This window comes from Oceanirhabdus seepicola (assembly GCF_023684385.1).
GTDB lineage: Bacteria > Bacillota > Clostridia > Clostridiales > Clostridiaceae > Oceanirhabdus > Oceanirhabdus seepicola.
This window is the reverse complement of record NZ_JAGSOJ010000006.1, coordinates 93,827-115,983: the sequence shown is the minus strand read 5'-3', so window position 1 is coordinate 115,983 and position 22,157 is coordinate 93,827. Positions and strand designations below refer to the sequence as shown.

Here is a 22,157-nt window from a genome sequence, read left to right as displayed (position 1 = left end):
CTTAAATTATATTAAATCTATAAGTTCTTCAATATTCTCTTCTGTATAAATTTTGATTCCATTTCTTTTCAGAAGTGCTGCAGTAACTCCATTACCATATTTTTTATTTCCAGTAAAACTCCCATCGTAAATCTTGCCAAACCCACAAGATGGGCTCCTAGCTTTAAGCACAGCATATTCAGCTCCAATAGCTTGAGCAATCTTCAATGTCTCTTGAGCTCCTTTTAAAAACTCATCAGTTACATCATCACCTTCTGGACCTTTAATGACACCTTTTCCATCTAATACTTCTTCACCTGTACTATCTATTATCTCATGAGGTATCCTTGGTGTTGATTGACCTCCCAGCTGTTCTGGACATACTGGTAAAGCTTTCCCACTCTTAAGTAATTCAACTGCCTTATCATTAAGATTATTTCCACCATCATACTTGCAGTTAATTCCACACAAGCATGCACTTAAAATTATCTTCATGTGTTCACCTCTTATACTTTATTTAAGGATTGCGATTGTTACACCTGCTCCACCTTCGCCATAAACCCCTGGTCTATGTTCCTTAACATGATTATGTCTTCTGAGCATGTCTGTAACAGCCTTCTTAAGTACTCCTGTTCCTAATCCGTGTATTATTGTAACCTCACCTAGACCTCCCAAGTAAGCATCATCAAGGTATTTATCTACCGTCATAAGAGCTTCTTGTGAATCCATTCCTCTTAAATCAACAGATGACTTAACACTGCTTATCTTTAGTTTCATCTCTTTACTTCTTTTTTTATTTTTATATTCTGAAGCTGTATCACCTTGACCACATGCTCTGAGTTGATCAACCTTAACAGTAACCTTCATTATACCAGCCTGAACCATAACTTCCCCTTTTGAATTAGGTTTGTTAAGTACTGTTACTTTTTGATTTAAGGTTGTAAGAAGAACTATCTGCCCTTCTTGAACAGTCTTTAATTTCTTACCTTTATCATTTTCAGTTATTGAAATCGCCTTATCTTTTGAAGCAATCTTATCTCTTAACTTTAATCTTTCTTTTTCAAGCTGTTGTCTTGCCTCTGAAGAATATCCCATTGATTCCATCTTTCTGATGTTCTTTAATATCTCATCAGCTTCTTCCTTAGCTTGCTTCAGTATCATCTTAGCTTCTCTCTGAGCTTCAATGATTGCTTTATCTCTCACATTTTCAAGTTTCTCAGATTTTTCTTGATATCGCTCCTTAATCTTCTGAGCTTCCATCTTAATCCTTAAACTCTCTCTCTCATTCTTCTCTGCTTCTATTTTCTTATGCTGTAGGCTCTCTATTAAGCTCTCAAATTCTAGATTTATCTCTGATATATTACTCTTAGCAATCTCAATAATATAATCACTTAATCCTAGTCTCTTTGATATCTCAAAGGCGTTAGATTTACCTGGGACACCAATTATTAATCTATAAGTTGGTCTTAATGTATTTACATCAAATTCAACAGAACCATTCTCAACACCTTCTGTTTTAAGGGCATATCCCTTAAGTTCGCTATAATGGGTTGTAGCTGCAATTCTGCATCCCCTTTTTCTAAGGTCTTCAAGAATTGATATTGCAAGTGCAGCTCCTTCAGTTGGATCTGTTCCTGCCCCAAGCTCGTCGAAAAGTACCAATGATTTTTCATTAGCATTCTCCATTATATGAACTATATTTGTCATATGAGAAGAGAATGTTGATAAACTCTGTTCAATACTTTGTTCATCACCTATATCTGCATATACATCTTCAAAGAAGCTAACTGTTGACCCATCTCTTGCTGGTATCATTAAGCCACTCAATGCCATTATCTGAATCAATCCAAGAGTTTTTAAGGTAACTGTTTTACCTCCTGTATTAGGACCAGTTATAACAAGTGAGTTATAATGCTTCCCAACATAGATATCATTAGCTACAACCTCATCCTGACTTATAAGAGGATGTCTACCCTGAACTATATCAATAATTCCCTCATCATTAATTATAGGCATAGTACAATTTAACTCTAAAGCATATTTTGCCTTAGCAAATATAAAATCTAGCTCCCAAATTATATCACAGTTAATCTTTATCACAGAATAACTTTCATATATAAGTGCTGATAATTCAGCCAAAATCTTTTGAATCTCTGCCCTTTCTTTTATCATAAGCTCTTTAATTTCATTGTTTAAATTCACAAGTGAAATAGGCTCTATGAACAAGGTTGCCCCTGAAGCACTAACATCATGAACAAGACCTTTTACAGATCCCTTATGCTCTGCCTTTACAGGAATAACATATCTATCTCCTCTTACTGTATAGAGATTTTCCTGAAGAAAGCTTGAATATGTTCTCACAAGTGACCCAACCTTATCTTTAACATCACTATTTTTATTCTTTAGTGATCTTCTAATAGAAAATAACTTTTCACTTGCTTTATCACTAACCTCTTCCTCACTTATAATAGCTGTGAAAATTCTATCTTCTATAAATTTTAATGGTGTTATTCCAGCACATAAATCTTGTAACTTTTTATATGCTATAGTATCATCATCATTTTTCACATATGTCTTAAATCTTCTAGCACAACTCATAGCTTGAGCAATTTTTAGTAATTGTCCAGCTTGAAGCGCTGCACCTTTTCCAGCTCTGCTGACACCTTCACGTATATCATATAACCCTTCAAAAGGAGGATTGCTCTTTTTCATGATTATATTAAGAGCTTCATTAGTTTCTATTAATCTATCCTGAACATCTTTAACAGTATTATACGGTTTTAATGCATCTATAACCTCTCTCCCAACAGGAGATTTAGTATATTTCTTTATTTTTTCTTTAATTTTATCAAATTCTAATATTCTTAATGATCTTTCATGCATAAATATTCACCTACTTCTTTTTTATAGTGGAGTGCTTATAACACTCCTTTAGAAAATTGCCCCTTTGTGGACTTTATATCTATTTTTTCTCTCTCGCCGTGTAAATACTCCAATACTGTTCTGCACTCTCTAGCACTTTCATCAATAAAGTCAATCCTTAATCCCATGCCTTTCTTAGTAAAGGATTCCTTATTCCAAATTAGTTCTACAGGAACGCTATTATATATGTAACTTCTACAGAAAAGATCTGTGAAAATCTTAAAGTTTATATTCATTCTATCATTTAATACAAAACTTTCTTTTTCACATATCCTATTACAATTATTATTTGAACTTCTTCCTCCAAATGTTGCACCAATAGGACAGTATTGACTCACCATGAGCTCATATTTTCCATATATAATTACAGCGATTTTTCCTTTTCTTTCCCTAGCAATGCTGTTTATCTGCTTCCTATTTAATTCTGTTGAAAGATATATTCCCTTTAAGTCATTCTCAAAAAAGTCAACTCCATATTTGTTGAATATATTCAACTTATAATCACCAATTATATGAGTTTGATTTGAGAATTGATTGATAATTCCAAGGTTTGAAGTTATAATCCCTTTTATATATGGTAGATATTCTCTAATCTTACCTACCACAACATCATATTCTCTATCTTTTATTATATTAGATATTTTCACGTAACACCCTTCTAATTTATGTGGTTCTAAATTCCACATATCTCTGAATGTTATATCTACGCATATATCCTCTTTACCATTATTTCTTACAACTTTCATCTGTTCTCTATTTTTAACAGTTATAATACTCTCTGGAATTTCTAGTTCTTTTTCCTCTGATGTTTCATTTATATCTCTCAATAAATCCTTATTCTTATAAACTAGTTTTATATTTTCTTCTATCTGATCTATAAGTTTTCTTCTTAACTCATTAAGAGTCGATACTGGAACAAACCCTTCCTCATAAGAATTAAATATAATTTTGTCAATCTTAAAAGGCGTATCTCCTTTTTTCTTAAGACTATTCTCTATCTTTTCTTTTAAAACAGGTTTCTTTATAGGTACTTGAACAACCTCACCCTTAACTTTATATCTTTTATTTCCATAATCACAGCTCAGTTCAACAGGATATCCAATATTGAACTCAATATTACAATTCAAAGGAATCCGCTTCCCATACATGCTCTTATATGATTCGGAAAGTTCCTTGTTAAGATTAACATCTGATGTTTTGAAAAGAATATCCCCTTCTTTATATTTCTTTGGTTTTAACTCAACTTTATCCCCTTTAACTGCCCCTTTTACCTCCCTATTCTCTTTAATAATTTTAGATATTGTGAAACCACCATCACCTATTCTGATTCCATCATTTAATGCCACATTCCCTAACAATTCAACTTTTCCACTCTTGACTTTTCCAATTCTAACACCTGTATTCTTAGGAAATCTGAAAGACATCATATCTCTTCCTATATTACCAAATAAATACGCTTTTGAAAATCCTTCTCTATTAAATAATTGCATTAACCTATCTTTTTCTTTCTGGATTTTTACTTTATCGGCTTTCTTTTTCTCATATATGGAATCTATAGCTTTTCTGTAACTCGAAACTATACCTGCTACATACTCAGGTCGTTTCATTCTCCCTTCAACTTTAAGGGATTTGGTTCCACTATCTATTATCTTCTGTAGGTCTTCAATAGTACATATATCTTTGGGACTCATAAGATAGCCTTCTTTTTTATCACCTTTTTTATTCAATATCTTATAAGGTAATCTACATGGTTGAGCGCACCTTCCCCTGTTACCACTTCGCCCACCAAGCACACTGCTCATAAGACATTGACCTGAATAACATATACATAATGCTCCATGAACAAAAATCTCTGTCTCTATTTTGTATTCCTTGGATATTTTCTCTATCTCTCCTATATATAATTCTCTGCTAAGAACTATCCTCTTAAAACCTTTATCATTTAGAAATTTTGCACCTTCAGCATTATGCACCGTCATCTGTGTTGATGCATGTATTTCAAGTTCTGGCAATCTATTTCTAAGACAATAGGCAAGACCATAATCTTGAATAATCACCGCATCTACACCGATATTATGAAGAAACTGGGCATATTCTAAAGCTTCTTCCATTTCTTCATCTTTTATTAATGTATTAAGGGTTACATATACTTTTACCCCATAGAGGTGACAGTAGTCTATTGCCCATTCAATGGTTTCATTATCAAAATTACTTGCATATGCTCTAGCTGAAAACTTTGTACCACCTAAATATATTGCATCTGCTCCATTCTGAACAGCTGCAATTAAACTTTCTTTACTCCCTGCTGGAGCTAATAATTCTATTTTTTTCATAATACCACCTATTCATCTTTAGGCATCTTCAAAAAAATAACTAGTCTATATGCTAGTTTTTCTTATTTCAGCTACCTTATGTTATAAGATATTTTATCATATATACAAAAAAAATGCACACCCACCCACGAAAAGAGTTGTATAATGTATAATTGATAATGTATAATAATGGATGTTTCTACTTACGCAGAAGCCACATCTTATAGTTCTTTAGACCAACAGGTTTTTACTCATTTTATCTTTGATAAAATATTGTATTTATCATACAATGTTTCAATCTAAATGAAACGAGAAAAATCCTATTGTTTCTTAAACAATAGGATTAAAATTTCACAGAGTGAAATGTCAATCATTATCCATTATACATTATCAATTCTCCATTATGTTCTTTATAGTGATTCATATATATCCAGTATTTTCTCCCCATATTTTTCCCATTTGAACCTTTGTTGAACATATAATTTTAATATATTACTCTTTCTCCCATTGAGAGCCTCAATTAATTTATTCTCTATATCTTCTGTATTAAATGGATTACAATAGTATGCCTTATCCTTAAGATACTCTTTAGCACATCCTTCACTTGAAGTTAATACCTTACATCCACTTCCTGCTGCTTCTAGTGTAGAGAGTCCTGGCATCTCACAAAACCCTGGTACTGCATGAACTTCTGCAAACCTATATGCATTATAAATATTATAACTATCAAAAAATCCAAAGTACTTCACATGTTCTTTTTTCATACACTCACTAAAATAACTCTTATCATCAATATTTCCCACAAGTACTAGTGACATCCCTAACTTCTCTGTTATATCCACTAATGTTTTCTGATTTTTAATTGGATTTATTCTGGCAACGCATAACACATATTTGTCGAGATTATTTCTTTCCTTGAAGGAGTACAAAGGAATATCATCGTACTCTATCTCACTCCCATAATAAACAACCTCCCCATTTATTTGACCAAAATCTCTATTCAAGAATCCCATTTCAATCTCACTACTGCAGATTACACCCTTGCTTTTTTTAAGTATCTCCCCTCTATACAAGTTACATCGCTTCCACAGCTTTATAGATTCTATCTTCTTGTTAAATTTGAAGTATCTTTCATAATTCCAATACAAAGGAGATATTACAATATCACATTTATTTCTCACAGCTTCTTTATAATACTTATACATTTCCCCCGTAGAATTCAAATCAAATAGGTGAACAACATCATATTTTGAAAAATCACATTTTCCTCCATTGTTAATATCCACCTGTATATTTCTCTTTTTTAAAAATTTATAGATTTTCTGACACTGCTGAGTATCAGCAGAATAATATTTATAACAATTCTGTCTCAGACACAGAAGTACTCTCATAGTTCCCCCTAATTAATCATCTCTTTATGTTACTAAAGTATGCACTTATATTTTCAATTATTACATTATATAATTCACTTGTTTTGATATAAAAAAAAAAGATCTTTAATTAAAATAATTAAAAATCCTTTTAACCTATTCTCTTATTTTTCATTTTGCATCTGTAGAGTCTTAGCCAGAGCGATGTTGCTATCCATTAAATCCTGCTCCATTCTAATTATTTTTTTACTTAATTTTGAATTTTTATCCCTAATTGTTTTATGCTTAATTTCTGCATCTTCAATTTGTTTTAGAAGTTCGTTTCTAATATTTTTAAATTCACTATTTTCTTTTATGTACTTTTTGCTCTTATCTTCTATAATGTCCAACTGACTTCTGAGAGAAGCAATTTCTTTCTCATAATCAAGAATATGTTGTTCACTAGACAACTTCTCATTTTTCTCTAATAAAGTATTATTCTCCTCATGGAGTTCTTCAAAAGCTTGTCTAATTTCCTTTAACTCTTCATTCATTGAGGCATTCTTCTCATATATCTCTCTTGCTTGTTTTTGTATCATGTCTCTTTCTTCTATACTCTTTAAAAACTCATCAGTTATTCTAATAGAAGCAAGTGCTATTACGTCAGTTGCATTAAGCATGTTATTTTTAGATTTTATCTTCATAATAGTATCATTTACAATATCAGAAACTTTTAGAATGTACGAGTCACTCTCTTCACCCCTAAGATTGTATTCTATTCCGTTTATATTAACGGTTACAACATTCATTAAAACACCTTCTCACTTTCAGAGTTACAATTATTGTAACATATATTTCTAATACAGTAAATCAATTATTTAACTCTTCAATAAAGCACGCGATGCTTTAAAAGAAGTGGAAAGTTGAGAGTGTAGAGTTGAGAACGATGGATATTTCTGCTCTTTAAGCAGAAACTACATTTTATTATTCTAAAGAACAATAAGGTTTTACTCATTTAATCCTTAAGAATAAAATGTTGTATTTAAGATACAATGTTTCATTTAAAATGAAACGAGTAACATTATATTGTTTCTTTAGCAATATAAAACAAAGGTTCTGACCTAGGTCAGAACCCTCCTTCGTTCTCCACTCTCAACTCTACACTCTCAACTACGCTTTTATCTAAGTTGTGCTCCAAGCTTGTGCTCAAGTGAACGTTGAATTTTATCATGAACTTTATTAACTTCTTTATCAGTCAAAGTTCTATCTGGCAATCTATAAGTTAATGCATATGCAACACTTTTCTTACCTTCAGGAATTTGCTCCCCTTCATATACATCAAACAATTTGAAACTCTCTAAAAGATTTCCGCCTGCTTTTTTTATACTTTCTTCAATTTCACCAACAAGAATTTCTCGGTCTATAAGTACTGCAATATCTCTTGTAACAGCTGGATACTTAGGCAGTGCAGAATATTTTTTATCAATATTGCTTAGCTTACAAAGAATATCCATGTTAAGTTGAGCAACATAACAGTTTTTCTCTATTCCATAGTTTTCTATTATGTCTGGATGCATTTCACCAAATACACCTATAACATCTTTTCTAACTTTTAATGCTGCTGTTTTTCCTGGATGGAAACTTGGATTATCTGTTACTCTCTCATACTTAGATTTTGCAACACCTAGTCTCTCAACAAGAGTCTCAACAACACCCTTTAATGTGAAGAAATCACATTCTCCGTACATACCTATAGCAATTGTATTGCTCTCCTCTGGTATTTTGTTACTATCTTCACTCGGGATATACACTTTACCAGTCTCAAATAATCTAACAACATCATTTCCTCTTGCATAGTTTCTTCCTAATGATTCCATTATTGAAGGTATCATTGTTGTTCTCATAATACTATAATCTTCACCTAATGGATTTTTAATTTTCACAGCATTTCTTAATTCACTATCCTCAGATACAAGTATCTTATCAAAAACCTTAGGACTGATGAATGAGTAACTGATTGATTGACTTAAGCCACAGTTAATAAGTACATCTGTGATAAATCTTTCATTTAACATTCTTTTATTCATTGGCTCTCTTAAAGTAGTTGTTGTATCAATTGTTGCTTCTACTTTGTTATACCCATATATTCTTGCAATCTCCTCAGCAACATCTTCTTTTATATACATGTCACATCTGAATGTAGGAACATTTACCTTGAGAGTATCCCCCTCAAGAATTGTTTCCATATCTAAACTGTTTAAATATTTTACCATATCTTCTCCTGGAATCTCTGTTCCAAGGAATTTATTTACCCATGTGGCACTAACTTCAAGGGAATGAGATTCTTTTACTTGATTATAAACATCAATGATGCCTTCCATTACATCTCCTGCACCTAATTCTTGAATTAAGTAACAAGCTCTGTTCATAGCAGCTTCAACATTGTTAGGATCAAGCTCTTTCTCAAATTTAGTAGATGCATCAGTTCTTAATGCAAGCTTACTTGAAGTTTCTCTAATATTAACAGGTTCAAATGAAGCACATTCAAGATAAATTTCAGCTGTATCATCTTTTACTTCACTATTTAGTCCACCCATTATTCCTGCAACAGCTACTGTTCTGTCTCCATCCTTAATACAAAGAGTCCCCTCAGGTAAAGCTCTTTCTACCTCATCAAGTGTAGTGAACTTTTCTTCACAATTACCCTTCTCAACAACAATTTTGTTTGATGATATCTCTCTAGCATCAAATGCATGCATTGGCTGCCCCATCTCTACCATAACAAAGTTTGTTATATCCACTATATTATTGATTGGTCTAATACCTGCATCAAGTAGCCTATCCTGCATCCACTTAGGTGATTGTTCAATCTTAACATTCTTTATTCCTCTAGCCATGTATCTCTTACATAGCTCATCTTTAATTTCTACTTTTAATGCTTCTTCGATTTTATCACTACATTTTTCTTTATAACAAAATTCAGGCATTCTATATTTAGTTCCTAATGTAGCAGCTGTTTCTCTAGCCATTCCAATAATACTTAAGCAATCTGGTCTATTTGAAGTTATCTCAAAATCAAGCACAGCACTCTCTATTTCAACAACTTCTTTAATATCAACTCCAATAGGAGTATCTGCTGGAAGTATCATTAATCCATCTATATCCTTTTCATCAGCTAATCCTAATTCAACCTCTGAACAGAACATTCCTTCAGATTTTGCTCCTCTTAACTTACCCTTTTTAATCTTTAAACCACCTGCAAGAGTAGATCCATGTAAAGCAGTAGGAACTATATCATTCTCCTTCATATTATCTGCAGCAGTAACTATTTGAATATTTTCTTCTTTACCAATATTAACTGAACAAATCTTTAACCTTTCAGCTTCTTCATGTGGCTCAATCTTCTCTATTTTTCCAGTAACAACCTTTGTAATATCTCCACCTGAAATTATAACCTCTTCAACCTTTGATCCACTAACTGTAAGTTTATCTCCAAGTTCTTGAGGTCCAATATTTATATCAACATAATCTTTAAGCCAAGTATATGGTACTTTCATATCAACTACCTCCTGATTTTATTTTTAGAATTGATCTAAGAATCTCATATCACTTTCATATAGAAGTCTTATATCATCTATTCCATAATTAAGCATAACCATTCTATCTAATCCGAATCCGAATGCAAATCCGCTGTACTCTTCAGGATCAATTCCACAATTTCTTAGTACTTGTGGGTGAACCATTCCACAACCAACTAATTCTATCCATCCACTACCTTTACAGACATTACATCCTTCTCCACCACAAACAAAACATGTTACATCCATCTCAGCTGAAGGTTCAGTGAATGGGAAATGATGTGGTCTAAATGTAGTTCTCATATTCTCTCCAAACATTTTTTTAAAGAATACATCAAGAGTACCTTTAAGATCTGCAAAAGTAATATTTTTATCTATTACAAGCCCTTCTATCTGATAGAATATTGGTGAGTGTGTTGCATCAAGGTCATCTGAACGATAAACCTTACCCGGAGAAATCATCTTTATAGGTGGTTTCTGATTTTCCATTGTTCTTATCTGTACTGGTGATGTTTGTGTTCTTAAAACTATATTTTCATTAATATAGAAGGTATCTTGTTCACCTCTTGCAGGATGCCCTTTTGGTATATTTAATGCTTCAAAGTTATAATGATCATATTCTACTTCAGGCCCTTCTTCTATTGCAAATCCCATAGACATGAATATTTCTTTAACTTTATCAAGTGTCATCTCTAATGGATGCCTTCTACCTACTTTAGGAAGAATTCCTGGCATTGTAATATCAATTATCTCTTCTTTTAACTTTTTAGCCTTCTCAACATTCTTGATCCCTTGGATCTTTTCTTCTAAAAGTTCCTCAATATCACTTCTAACCTCATTTGCTACTTTACCAACTACAGGTCTCTCTTCTTTAGATAACTTACCCATTCCTCTTAAAATTGCAGTAAGTTCACCTTTCTTACCAAGATATTTTATTCTTATTTCTTCAAGCGTTTCTTTTGAATCAGTATTATTCAATTGCTCAATAGCATTGCGTTTTATTTCTAATAACATATCTTTCATGGTAATTCCTCCTTTACTTATTATAAAATTCTTCTACAAATTCAGCATTATTATACTTTTTTGCAATAAAAAAACTCCATCCCTAAAAAGGGACGAAGATATTCCGCGTTACCACCCTAGTTGATATATATATGTATACACCCACTCTATGTTTTATCGGCCATCGCCGCTTGTAACTAATATATTCATCACAAGAACTCCAAAGTGAACTTCAGTTTATTAGTTTCATAAGATAGCTTACAGCCTAAGGCTACCTCTCTCTGATTGTCTTCATAAACCTACTCTCTTTATCATCGTTTAATTATTAATCTTTTCTTATTATATCACGAAAAAGAAAATTTTCAATCACAATTTTTCTGTCTAACACATTCATATATCATAATAGATGCTGCTACACCTGCATTTAAGGACTCTGCTCCACCTGGCATGGGGATTTTCACTTTCACATCCTGAAGAGAATATATCTCCTCACTCAGTCCATTTCCTTCATTTCCTACTGCTATAACAGTATTTCCTTTTAAATAACAATCATAGAAATCTTCACTTTCTTCAAGGGAACTCACTACGAATTTAAAACCACTTTCCTTCAATTTTCTTGTGAATTCAAGATTGGAATCTTCTATTATTGGAATTTTAAAAATAGAACCCATTGTGGACCTTAACACTTTATCATTATATATATCAACACAGCCTTTTGTAAGAACTATCCCCTTGACGCCTGCTGCATGAGATGTTCTAATAATAGTTCCCACATTACCAGGATCCTGTAATCTATCTAATAATACATAAAGACCATCTTCAATATTATGTTCTATACTTTTATTTTTAACAACAGCGATAATCCCCTGTGAATTTTGAGTCTGTGCCACTTCCTTATAAATCACTTCAGATACATAAATCTCCTCTTCAACAGAGATATTATGCTTCATCTTAAAATCTTCATATTTGTCTTTATTATCAACATTTATTATAATAGTTTCTATATGAAATTCAGAGTTCCATGCTTCATGGACAAACCTGTATCCTTCAACAAGAAATTCGCCTGTTTTTTTTCTCCACTTTCTATCTTTAAGCTTCTTAAGTTCTTTTATCTTATTGTTATTCTTACTTTCAATAATATTCAAATTTATCATCCCTACTTCTTAATCTTAGTTTCTAGATTATTAAGATCTTCTATTCTACCTATTGCAATAATCACACTTCCAGATTCTAATTTCTTATATGCAGAAGGTGAAACGTCAATTTCTTCGTTGTGCCTTATACCAATTACGTTTATACCATAATTAGATCTTACATCAATTTCAACTAAACTCTTTCCTATCCATACTTTTGGACATAAGAATTCAGCTATACTATAATCTGCTGAAAGTTCGATGTACTCTAAAATATTAGATGAAACAAGGTCATGTGCTACTCTTAATCCCATGTCTTTCTCTGGAAATACAACTCTATCTGCTCCAATTTTCATTAATACCTTAGCATGCATTGCATTATTTGCTTTAGTTATAATATACTTTACCCCAAGCTCCTTTAATAACAATGTTGCCATGATACTTGATTGAATATTTTCACCAATAGATACAATTGCAACGTCAAAATTTCTAATACCAATAGCTCTTAAACTTTTTTCATCTGTCGCATCAGCTACTATTGCATGAGTAACTGTGTCTGCAATATCCTGAACACTCTCCTCATTAGAATCAAGTGCTAAAACATCATGCCCAAGATTAAATAAAGTTTGTGCTACAGAAATTCCAAATCTTCCAAGACCAATAACAATATATTGCTTTTTACTCATTTAACACACCTCTATCCTACTAGTATTTTATCTTCTGGATACCTAATGGCACCTTTTCTCTTCTTATTACCCAACGCTAATGCTACTGTCAACGGCCCAACTCTTCCACAATACATTGCAATTGCTACTATTAACTTTCCGCCTAAACTTAGTTTTGGCGTTAGTCCCATTGATAAACCAACTGTACCGAAAGCTGAAATAGCTTCAAAGAAAATCATTTCAAAGTCTGCATTTGATTCAGTAACTGATAATAAAAGAGTTGAAACTATAACAAGTAACAAACTTATAAGCATAATTACAACAGCTTTAAAAACAGTTTCTCTATTTATTCTTCTTCCAAAAGCCTCTACATCTTCTTTTCCTTTAACAAAAGATTTTAATGTAAGTATTAATACACCTGCTGTAACCGTCTTAATTCCTCCAGCTGTAGAACCAGGTGACCCACCAATAAACATAAGTATCATTGTTAGAAACTTACCAGCATTAGTCATAGCATCTGTACTTATAGAGTTCATTCCCGCAGTCCTTGGTGTTACAGATGCAAACACTGATGATAATATTTTCTCACCAGCCGGAACATTTTTTATTGTATCTGGATTATTATATTCGAATATAAACATAAGAATTGCGCCACCTACAACTAATATAGCCGTCATAGTAAGAACAATTTTTGAGTGAAGAGTTAATCTCCTATTTTTCTTATAATTATATATATCTGTCCACACAAAAAAACCGAGCCCTGAAACAATAACCAACACTGTTATAGTAATCATTACAAGTGGATTCCCTGAATATTTTGTAATACTTGTAAAGTTACCCATAAGATCAAATCCAGCATTACAAAAAGCTGATATGGAATGAAACAAACTATATCCAATACCCTTTAATGGTCCATACTCTGGTATGAACTGAATAGAAAGAATCGCCGCACCTGCAAGTTGTACAGAAAAAGTGAATATTAATATGTATCTAGCCATCTTTACAAGTCCTTGTAAAGAAAAATAATTCATAGCCTCTTGCATTACCATTCTTTCTTTTAAAGTTATTCTCTTTCCTAATAAAAGAAAAAATAATGTTGCCACAGACATGAATCCTAATCCACCAATTTCGATCAATGTTATTATAACTGTCTTCCCGAACATACTCCAATAAGTACCGGTATCCACCACTACTAAACCAGTTACGCATACTGCAGATGTTGATGTGAAAAAAGCATCAATAAAATTAGTGCTTACTCTATCTACTGTTGCAATAGGTAATGTTAAAAGAATTGCTCCTAATAATATTAATACAAAAAAACCACCGGCCAAAATTTGCACTGGAGTAAGTTTATTTTTTATTTGTTTAGAATTGAAGGTTGTTCTCATATTCTCTATAATGTCCTTTAGACATATTCCCCCTTCCCATTTTTATTACACCTATAACTTAAAACTGTTCTGTTTTATTATTGGTAAAAAATTGACCTTTTAAGCTATAATGTTTTAGTTAATAATACTCAATAATGAAAATTCATACCATAATCCCTCTAACTAATAAGAAAATTATATCATTAAATGAGCATTTGTCAAAATTTATAAAATAAAAAAACGTAGCATACGCTACGTTTATATTATTGGTTTAAAGCGTTCTTAGCAACTTCTACTAATTCAGCGAAAGCTTTTGAATCGTGGATAGCTATCTCAGAAAGCATTTTTCTGTTCATATCGATTCCAGCGATTTTAATTCCGTTTATGAATCTTGAATAAGATAACCCATTCATTCTGCATGCAGCATTTATTCTAGCAATCCATAATCTTCTATATTCTCTCTTTTTAAGTTTTCTACCGATGTATGCGTTTCTCATTGCTCTTAAAACCGTTTCATTAGCAGTTCTAAAAGTCTTACTTCTTCTTCCATAATAACCTTTTGCAAGTTTTAATACTTTTTTATGTTTCTTACGTGCGTTGACAGCTTTTTTTACTCTTGCCATTTCTTTCTACCTCCTTTTACCAACAACTTAGATGTATGGTAATACTTTCTTCATTACTTTTAATTGGCTTGAATCTACTAGAGTACCTTTTCTAAGATTTCTTTTTCTTTTAGCACTCTTCTTAGTTAAGATATGGCTTTTAAAAGCTTTTCTTCTCTTTAGTTTTCCAGTACCAGTCTTTTTGAATCTTTTTGCTGCACCTCTATGAGTTTTCATTTTAGGCATTTTAAGTTCCTCCTTCCAATGTTACGCTTTTCTTGGAGCTAATATCATTAGCATATTTCTTCCTTCTTTTTTCGCAGGTTTCTCTATTATACAGATGTCTTCAACCTTTGAATAGAAGTTATCCAATATCTTTCTACCAAGATGACTATGTTCAGCTTCTCTTCCTCTGAATCTAACAGTCACCTTCACTTTATCGCCGCTTTCCAAGAACTTATGAGCTCTTTTAGCTTTAATATTAATATCATGATCCTCTATGCTAAGACTCATTCTAACTTCTTTTAAAGTAACTGTCTTTTGCTTCTTCTTAGCTTCTTTTAGCTTTTTCTGTTGTTCATAAACATACTTGCCATGGTCCATGATTCTACATACTGGTGGTTTAGCATTTTCAGAAATCATTACTAAATCCATATTCTTTTCATCCGCAAGATTCATTGCTTCTTTACTTGACATAATTCCTAATGGAGCACCATCATGTCCTATTAATCTCACTTCATTTACCCTAATTTGTTCATTAATTAGAGTTTGCTTTTTATTTGTAGCTATACTCTCCACCTCCCAAGGTTTATAAGAAAAAGGACGGTCAAAAACCGTCCTTAATTATTGATATATAAATAAATAATATTCAATCATTAAAAGGAACCTTACTAAGCTTTGCCGTAAGGTGAGAAATTCGGTTTCTTCTTTACATTCACTATTAACTTATCACAGTTATTATAGTACAACATATTCTTATTCTTGTCAACACTTATTCTAAATTTAATTCTTCATATTTTCTAATTTCTTCTTCCTTAAACCTTTCCAAATCCTCAATACATAAACTACATCCATTACAGAAAGCAACTCTATCAAGAAATACATTTTTAATAGTGTCTATTAATTCTTGGTTTTTGCAATTATCGCAGCCATGTATAATTAATCGTTTTGGAACATTGGTTATCAATCCACTTATTATAACATCATCGATATTAATACTTCCAGGTATTTTATAATTATTTACATCTTCAAGAAATCTTGTTAAGATATCTCTTCCACTTTTATCTAGTATTCCATATTCTCCACAATCGCTAATAACAATATTTACTTCATCAATTTTACTTTCTTGTATTTCAACAAAATATCTTAGTAATTTTATAAACTCATCATATTCTTTCTTTACCATATACCTTTCAACTATTTTATCCACAATTAATTCAAAATCTCGTTTTAAGTCTTTTAATCTAAATGTTAAGAACCCTTTTACATTCATAACTTCATATTCATTCAAGCATTTTATTATTTTTTCATTAATATCGTTTTTAATATTCATGAAATAAACAAAATCTTCATCATTAATATTCTCTTGTTTTATTAAGATTCTTTGCATCTCTTGACTTACATGAGCAATATCATTCCCCTTTAAGAAGAAATACATTTCTTTTATCAACTTATTCAATTCTCTATCAATGTATTCTTCTGCTACCACCTTACTTAGATAGTTACTTAAATATATATTAAAGAGTTTTTTTCCCCTCTCCACATTTTCATCATTACAACAATAAATTTTAATAAAATGATTATTTTCTTCTACACATTCAGAATATCCTAAGTTTATTCCTTTCATTTCAAGGAGTTTTTTTATATCATTAAGTTCCTCTATAATATCATCATTTTTTTTGTTATAGACAACGCTGTAAATTAACATTCTCTCACTCCCTTCATATCTAGTATGCACCTAAGGGCCTTATATATATACTTTGTTCAGCACTTTATAAGAATGAAAATATAGTAGTAGCTTACTTATTTATCTTTAATAGGAATTTAAATATTCCAGTGTAAAAACTTGAAACTTTTTTAAAACTTTAAGATTTATATTCAATTAAACACCTACTCAATATATAATATATGTGAGGTGATATATTTGAACACTATTATTATTGATTATAGAACTACACTACAAGAAATTTCTTCTTTAAAAAAGATATGTTCCAATATTATTAAGACAAAAAAACATCCTATATTATATAATGCAATTGCTGGTCATCCTGACATTCAAGTTTTCTCTCCTTATACCTCAAAAGCTATCATCCATAAAGACGCTCAATATGATTTTATAAACAGCCTAACTTCTCAAAAAATTGATGTCATATCAACTGAATCTTCTTTAGGTGCTACATATCCAAAAAACATTTTGCTTAATGCCGTTTCACTTAAGGATTATTATATCGCAGCACTTGAATTCACAGATAGAAGTATTATACCCTTCATAGATGATAAAATATGTATAAATGTCAAACAAGGATATACAAAATGTTCAACTGCTATCGTTTCTAATAAGGCATTAATAACATCAGATAAATCCATAATAAAAGCTCTGGACCCTTATGATATTGATGTTTTAGAAATTCCTCCTGGTGACATTGAACTTCCTGGATTAAATTATGGTTTTATTGGTGGAACCTGTGGCTTAATTTCAGAAGGAGAGTTGGCATTTTTCGGTAGTCTAGACAAATTCAAATATGGAAAAGAAATAATAAAGTTTTTGATTAAACATGATGTTAAACCTATTTACCTTTCTGATTCACATTTAATAGATCGTGGAAGCATTATTAGGTTATGATATAGGAATAAAGATGAAAAACCCCTTCAATGAAACTGTAAAATCTCATTAAAGGGGTTTTTATTAAATTTCAGTTATTAATTTATTTATATCTTCTGGCTTAAATTCATATTTAGTACTGCAGAATTGACAAGCGATTTCTTCAACCTTATTATCATCTACAATCTTCTGTAATTCCTCTTTACCTATACTTATGAGAGCTTTTTCAACTTTTTCTCTGCTACAATCGCATTTATATTCTGGTTTTACATCATCTAAAATTTGAAGGTTCATATCTTCAAAAATTATATTTAGTATGTCTTCAATTGTTTTTCCCTCTGATAACATCTGAGTTATTGAAGGTATTTCTTCTAATCTATACATTAATATTTCTGCTACCATTTCGCTAGCTCCAGGCATCATCTGTATAATAAATCCTCCCGCTGCACTTACTGTATAGTCAGGCTCTACAAGGACACCTAACCCAACAGCTGATGGTGTTTGCTCAGAAGTAGTATAATAATATGCAATATCATCGCCTATCTCTCCAGTATATATAGGTATTTGACCTACATAGGGTTTTTTTAACCCCATATCCCTTATAACTACAAAGCTACCATCTTTTCCAATTATACCACTTACATCTAGCTTTCCTTTATCATTTGCTGGTAAATGAGCGTCTGGATTACCAATATATCCTTTCACGCTGCAATCACTTGAAGCAGTAACAATTACACCTTTTGCAATTCCACCGCCGTCCATCTTCAACGTAAGCTTATCTTTCTCTGATTTTAAGGTTGAACCCATTAAAGCACCAGCCGTTAACATTCTTCCTAATGCAGCAGCCGCAGTCGGTGCACATTTATGAATAGATATTCCTTCATTAACCAAATTAGTAGTTTGAGCTCCAATAATTCTAATATCTCCATTATGAGCAATTGCTCTTATTAATTTATCTTGCATCTTTCTTCCTCCTATTATCTTTTCTTAACTACAAATACAATTCTCTCTGTAGTTTCCGTAACTTTATTCTCTGAATAGTTATCCCTAATCTTAATTATATCAAATCCACATGATTTTAAAATACTTTCCATCATATTAACAGAATATATTCTCTCTAAATGTTCTTCATCAAATCTCTCGTATACTTGTCCATTCTTAATAAAAAAAGTTAAATACATATTAATACATTCATTCTCAATTTCATTTTCCCATACATAGAATACATCTTCTTCATCATATGTATATGTATTATTTCCTAATATCTCTTTCAGTTTATATTCCGAATTTATATCAAATACAAATATTCCTTTTTCATTTAGAACATTATAGACACATTTAAAATAGTTTATCAATTTTTTCTCTTCTATAATATAGTTGGTAGAATCAAGACAACTTGTTACTAAATCAACTTTATCATTTATATAGAAATCAGTTATATCCATACAAAATAATTTATGGTTCAATTTATTATCTCTCAATTTATCTTCAGCTTTACATAACATATCTTGTGATAAATCCAAACCATATACCGAATTAAAATTTTCCCCGATACTAGCTGTAAGATTCCCCGTACCGCAGGCGAGGTCTAAATACTTCTTTTTATTTATGTCCAATTGTTCCATTTGATTCATTATAAAATTTCCAATATTATTATAATCAATATCTTCATATATTAATTGATCATAAATTTCTGCTAACCTATTATAACATATCATAATTTCACCTCAAAACAGTATAAGCTTTTAGAATAACATCTAAAAGCTACACTTTATTAAAAAGCCTTGTTTAACATCTATTGTATATTTCTACACTTTTAGGGTTTGCTCAACAAACTCACTTTTCTCTAATTATGTATTATACCAAAAAACTCTCTTTTATTAAAGATATTAATTTTTTAATATGTCTTTATTTTTCGGAAGATTTAATGTTTTTTTTCTTTTAGTCATCATTCCACCAATTCTTCCGCTCTCTTCAGCAGTAAGCGCTCCCCAACCTTCCTTTTTAACTTTCTCATCTAACCCTAATTCTCCAGCAATTTCGTATTTAAGCTTCTCTCTTAATTTTTCCATTTCAGTAAGTTCTCTATTTGCCTTCAATTTAGCTTTTATTACTTTTTTCAAAGGTGTATTTCCCATAACAAAATCTCCTTTAAGTTATTATATTTTTATTTTTAACTTTAAAGAAGATTTTTATTCAATATAGACAAAGAGAAGAAAAGCAAAAGCCAGAGTACTGATACTCTGGCTTTTGAAAATTAATTATTTTCTATTACTTATTTTCTTCCTACTGTGTAAGCTTTAGTTACATCTATTGTTCCGAATAACGGAGTCATAACACCTTTAGCATATTTTCTTGTGAATGTTGAACTTGCTCTGAATATCCATGGAGACATATTACCATCTTCATAAATAAGAATTTCTTCAGCTCTCTTGAACATTTTTAATCTTGCTTCTTGATCAATTGTTTGAGCAGCATCAGCAATTAACTTGTCATACTCTTCATTCACCCATCCAGTTGGTGCTATACCAGCTGTTGAAGTAAACATTTCTAAGAAAGTATTAGGATCGTTATAATCTCCTCCCCATCCTAATGAAGCAAACTCATACTCAAGATTATCTAGTTTCTCACTAAATATAGCCCAATCATAGTATTCAACACTTACATTAATTCCTAAATTATTAACTAATAATTGTTGCTCGAACTCAGCAAACTCTCTTGATCTTGCATCTGTTCCACTTTGAAGCATAGTAATACTCATATCTGCTGGATTTTCACTCTCTCCAAGTTCTTTAAGTCCCTCAATCAATAATGCTTTTGGATCTGGATTTTCGTCCATAAGTTTTTTAACTGGTAACGAATCAGCTTTTTCTCTAAAATCTGCTCCTCCAATTTGTACTGAAGGTGGTACCCACGCGTATGCTGGTTGTCCAACACCTCTATATAGTACATCAACAACATCTTCTCTATTTAAAGATATAATAAACGCTTTTCTGATTTTATCATTCTTAAAGTATCTATTATTTTGGTTATATATCTCATATGATGCAGATGGCTTAGCTTTTGATGAATATACTAACTCATCCATTGCTTCAAATTTTTCTCTCCATTCCGCTTTAGAAACTGCACCTAAATCAACATCTCCAGTGAATATAGTATTCATTCTAGCACTTTCATCTTTAACAATATTCATTGTTAAATCTTCAAGTATAACTTCATCTGCATTCCAATAAGTAGGATTTTTCTTAAAAGTTAGCTTACTGTCATGTATCCAGCTTTCAAGTGTGAATGCACCATTTGAAACCATTTGCTCGGCTTCAGAACCATAACTTTCACCATATTTCTCAATTATATCTTGTCTCTGTGGTAGCATTACTCTAAAGTAAGTAAGATCTAAGAAGTATGCTATTGGAGATTCTAATGTAAATTCTATTGTCTTTTCATCAATCACCTTAATTCCTAGTTCATCTGCAGTACCCTCACCTGAGTTAAATGCAGCTGCGTTTTTAATAACTGGTGTTATTAACCACGCATATCTTGATCCAGTTTGAGGATCTAATGTTCTTTTAACACCATACTCGAAATCTTTCGCAGTTACTGCTACTCCATCACTCCACTTTGCATCTCTCAAATTGAATGTCCATACTAATCCATCATCACTTACATTCCAACTTTCAGCGATTCCCGGAACAATCTTGTCCCCATTTTCATCTTGCTCAATTCTAGTTAATCCATCAACCATATGTGTTAATATTTGATTAGAATACATATCAGTTGATCTTGAAGGGTCAATTGATTTTGGCTCTTGGTCTAAGAAAATTTTCATATACTGCTCTTCGTCAATCTTCTCCCCTTCATCCTTCGTCCCTTGCGAATCATTTGTTTTTTCATTCACCTTAGCACTCTCATCTTTTTTACCACATGAAGTTAACACCCCTCCAACAGCCATTGTTGCAGCCATAGTAAGTGCAAGTAATTTTTTACTTCTCATCACAAATCCCCCTTTGTTTATTTCACTTTAATTTGTATAATAAAGTGTTTAATCTTGATGTACTTAATATTTTTTTCATTTGTTTAAATGATTATCAACATATCTTCTTAAAATTAATTTTAAATAATTGTTTCTTTATTCTGAAACCTTTGTTTAAAGTAATATCCACCTTATGTATTTGTAATGTTTTAGCTAAAAAAAATTCTTTCTTTGTAAATTATTTAATATTCTTAAATTTTATTCACAATATAATGAAATTCTAAAATTTGATGTAATCTTAATAATTCTGAAATACACCCTCATATTCTGTGGTTTCAAGCAATCAGAAGTCTTCTTCAACTCTTCTGTTAATATTATTTTAACATATTCAACTTACTCTTACCTTACTTTTATCTTACATTACTTACAACCTTACATTACATTGTCGTAAGATGTC

Annotated in this window: 19 protein-coding genes and 1 other annotated feature; of the genes, 1 reads left to right on the top strand and 18 read right to left on the bottom strand. The window is 31.4% G+C overall.

Features of this window, described 5'->3' with window-relative positions:
* Nucleotides 1-6: 6 nt before the first annotated feature.
* The 14 genes from KDK92_RS22365 to ytxC all read right to left on the bottom strand — a co-directional run bounded on the left by KDK92_RS22365 (nt 7) and on the right by ytxC (nt 16,836).
* On the bottom strand, nt 7-474 hold the full coding sequence (locus tag KDK92_RS22365) for a 2-thiouracil desulfurase family protein (RefSeq protein ID WP_250861636.1): 468 nt from the start codon (nt 472-474) through the stop codon (nt 7-9).
* Nucleotides 475-492: 18 nt separating this feature from the next.
* Nucleotides 493-2,862, bottom strand: coding sequence for an endonuclease MutS2 (locus tag KDK92_RS22360; RefSeq protein ID WP_250861635.1), 2,370 nt, complete (start codon nt 2,860-2,862; stop codon nt 493-495).
* A gap of 35 nt (nt 2,863-2,897) precedes the next feature.
* Nucleotides 2,898-5,234: a U32 family peptidase gene (locus KDK92_RS22355; RefSeq protein WP_250861634.1), complete on the bottom strand. Its 2,337-nt coding sequence runs from the start codon at nt 5,232-5,234 to the stop codon at nt 2,898-2,900.
* A gap of 389 nt (nt 5,235-5,623) precedes the next feature.
* On the bottom strand, nt 5,624-6,604 hold the full coding sequence (locus KDK92_RS22350) for a glycosyltransferase family 4 protein (RefSeq protein ID WP_250861633.1): 981 nt from the start codon (nt 6,602-6,604) through the stop codon (nt 5,624-5,626).
* A 143-nt stretch (nt 6,605-6,747) separates the two neighbouring features.
* The gene (locus KDK92_RS22345) at nt 6,748-7,371 is read right to left on the bottom strand and encodes a cell division protein ZapA (protein WP_250861632.1); all 624 of its coding nucleotides are present in this window, start codon (nt 7,369-7,371) and stop codon (nt 6,748-6,750) included.
* 369 nt (nt 7,372-7,740) lie between these two features.
* Nucleotides 7,741-10,119 (bottom strand): phenylalanine--tRNA ligase subunit beta, encoded by a 2,379-nt coding sequence (gene pheT, locus KDK92_RS22340; RefSeq protein ID WP_250861631.1) that lies wholly within the window; start codon nt 10,117-10,119, stop codon nt 7,741-7,743.
* 24 nt (nt 10,120-10,143) lie between these two features.
* A complete protein-coding gene (pheS, locus tag KDK92_RS22335) occupies nt 10,144-11,163 on the bottom strand; it encodes a phenylalanine--tRNA ligase subunit alpha (RefSeq protein ID WP_250861630.1) in 1,020 nt (339 codons plus the stop codon).
* A gap of 85 nt (nt 11,164-11,248) precedes the next feature.
* Nucleotides 11,249-11,466, bottom strand: a binding site (T-box leader).
* A gap of 38 nt (nt 11,467-11,504) precedes the next feature.
* On the bottom strand, nt 11,505-12,287 hold the full coding sequence (locus KDK92_RS22330) for a TrmH family RNA methyltransferase (RefSeq protein ID WP_250861629.1): 783 nt from the start codon (nt 12,285-12,287) through the stop codon (nt 11,505-11,507).
* 11 nt (nt 12,288-12,298) lie between these two features.
* Nucleotides 12,299-12,961: a potassium channel family protein gene (locus KDK92_RS22325; RefSeq protein WP_250861628.1), complete on the bottom strand. Its 663-nt coding sequence runs from the start codon at nt 12,959-12,961 to the stop codon at nt 12,299-12,301.
* A gap of 11 nt (nt 12,962-12,972) precedes the next feature.
* On the bottom strand, nt 12,973-14,328 hold the full coding sequence (locus KDK92_RS22320) for a TrkH family potassium uptake protein (RefSeq protein WP_250861627.1): 1,356 nt from the start codon (nt 14,326-14,328) through the stop codon (nt 12,973-12,975).
* Between the two features lie 242 nt (nt 14,329-14,570).
* Nucleotides 14,571-14,930, bottom strand: coding sequence for a 50S ribosomal protein L20 (rplT, locus tag KDK92_RS22315; protein ID WP_250861626.1), 360 nt, complete (start codon nt 14,928-14,930; stop codon nt 14,571-14,573).
* Nucleotides 14,931-14,957: 27 nt separating this feature from the next.
* The gene (rpmI, locus tag KDK92_RS22310) at nt 14,958-15,155 is read right to left on the bottom strand and encodes a 50S ribosomal protein L35 (protein WP_250861625.1); all 198 of its coding nucleotides are present in this window, start codon (nt 15,153-15,155) and stop codon (nt 14,958-14,960) included.
* Nucleotides 15,156-15,176: 21 nt separating this feature from the next.
* Nucleotides 15,177-15,707, bottom strand: a complete 531-nt coding sequence (infC, locus tag KDK92_RS22305) for a translation initiation factor IF-3 (protein ID WP_420852356.1) — start codon at nt 15,705-15,707, stop codon at nt 15,177-15,179.
* Nucleotides 15,708-15,900: 193 nt separating this feature from the next.
* Complete coding sequence (ytxC, locus tag KDK92_RS22300) at nt 15,901-16,836, bottom strand: putative sporulation protein YtxC (protein ID WP_250861624.1); 936 nt, start codon at nt 16,834-16,836, stop codon at nt 15,901-15,903.
* A 216-nt stretch (nt 16,837-17,052) separates the two neighbouring features.
* Between ytxC and KDK92_RS22295 the strand changes: the two genes are divergently transcribed.
* A complete protein-coding gene (locus KDK92_RS22295; RefSeq protein ID WP_250861623.1) occupies nt 17,053-17,751 on the top strand; it encodes a DUF6873 family GME fold protein in 699 nt (232 codons plus the stop codon).
* 63 nt (nt 17,752-17,814) lie between these two features.
* On the opposite strand, the gene hslO is transcribed toward KDK92_RS22295, so the two are convergent.
* The 4 genes from hslO to KDK92_RS22275 all read right to left on the bottom strand — a co-directional run bounded on the left by hslO (nt 17,815) and on the right by KDK92_RS22275 (nt 21,721).
* Nucleotides 17,815-18,693, bottom strand: a complete 879-nt coding sequence (gene hslO / locus KDK92_RS22290) for an Hsp33 family molecular chaperone HslO (RefSeq protein WP_250861622.1) — start codon at nt 18,691-18,693, stop codon at nt 17,815-17,817.
* Nucleotides 18,694-18,707: 14 nt separating this feature from the next.
* Nucleotides 18,708-19,448, bottom strand: coding sequence for a class I SAM-dependent DNA methyltransferase (locus KDK92_RS22285; RefSeq protein WP_250861621.1), 741 nt, complete (start codon nt 19,446-19,448; stop codon nt 18,708-18,710).
* A 171-nt stretch (nt 19,449-19,619) separates the two neighbouring features.
* Nucleotides 19,620-19,868, bottom strand: a complete 249-nt coding sequence (locus KDK92_RS22280; protein WP_250861620.1) for an alpha/beta-type small acid-soluble spore protein — start codon at nt 19,866-19,868, stop codon at nt 19,620-19,622.
* A 137-nt stretch (nt 19,869-20,005) separates the two neighbouring features.
* Entirely contained in the window at nt 20,006-21,721 is a 1,716-nt protein-coding gene (locus KDK92_RS22275) for a peptide ABC transporter substrate-binding protein (protein ID WP_250861619.1), read from the bottom strand.
* Between the last annotated feature and the right edge of the window lie 436 nt (nt 21,722-22,157).

Excerpts from the sequence above, each read along its gene's own strand:
- KDK92_RS22365 (WP_250861636.1), bottom strand. The coding sequence starts at position 474 with ATGAAGATAATTTTAAGTGCATGCTTGTGTGGAATTAACTGCAAGTAT.
- KDK92_RS22360 (WP_250861635.1), bottom strand. The coding sequence starts at position 2,862 with ATGCATGAAAGATCATTAAGAATATTAGAATTTGATAAAATTAAAGAA.
- KDK92_RS22355 (WP_250861634.1), bottom strand. The coding sequence starts at position 5,234 with ATGAAAAAAATAGAATTATTAGCTCCAGCAGGGAGTAAAGAAAGTTTA.
- KDK92_RS22350 (WP_250861633.1), bottom strand. The coding sequence starts at position 6,604 with ATGAGAGTACTTCTGTGTCTGAGACAGAATTGTTATAAATATTATTCT.
- KDK92_RS22345 (WP_250861632.1), bottom strand. The coding sequence starts at position 7,371 with ATGAATGTTGTAACCGTTAATATAAACGGAATAGAATACAATCTTAGG.
- pheT (WP_250861631.1), bottom strand. The coding sequence starts at position 10,119 with ATGAAAGTACCATATACTTGGCTTAAAGATTATGTTGATATAAATATT.
- pheS (WP_250861630.1), bottom strand. The coding sequence starts at position 11,163 with ATGAAAGATATGTTATTAGAAATAAAACGCAATGCTATTGAGCAATTG.
- KDK92_RS22325 (WP_250861628.1), bottom strand. The coding sequence starts at position 12,961 with ATGAGTAAAAAGCAATATATTGTTATTGGTCTTGGAAGATTTGGAATT.
- KDK92_RS22320 (WP_250861627.1), bottom strand. The coding sequence starts at position 14,328 with ATGAGAACAACCTTCAATTCTAAACAAATAAAAAATAAACTTACTCCA.
- rplT (WP_250861626.1), bottom strand. The coding sequence starts at position 14,930 with ATGGCAAGAGTAAAAAAAGCTGTCAACGCACGTAAGAAACATAAAAAA.
- rpmI (WP_250861625.1), bottom strand. The coding sequence starts at position 15,155 with ATGCCTAAAATGAAAACTCATAGAGGTGCAGCAAAAAGATTCAAAAAG.
- ytxC (WP_250861624.1), bottom strand. The coding sequence starts at position 16,836 with ATGTTAATTTACAGCGTTGTCTATAACAAAAAAAATGATGATATTATA.
- hslO (WP_250861622.1), bottom strand. The coding sequence starts at position 18,693 with ATGCAAGATAAATTAATAAGAGCAATTGCTCATAATGGAGATATTAGA.
- KDK92_RS22285 (WP_250861621.1), bottom strand. The coding sequence starts at position 19,448 with ATGATATGTTATAATAGGTTAGCAGAAATTTATGATCAATTAATATAT.
- KDK92_RS22280 (WP_250861620.1), bottom strand. The coding sequence starts at position 19,868 with ATGGGAAATACACCTTTGAAAAAAGTAATAAAAGCTAAATTGAAGGCA.
- KDK92_RS22275 (WP_250861619.1), bottom strand. The coding sequence starts at position 21,721 with ATGAGAAGTAAAAAATTACTTGCACTTACTATGGCTGCAACAATGGCT.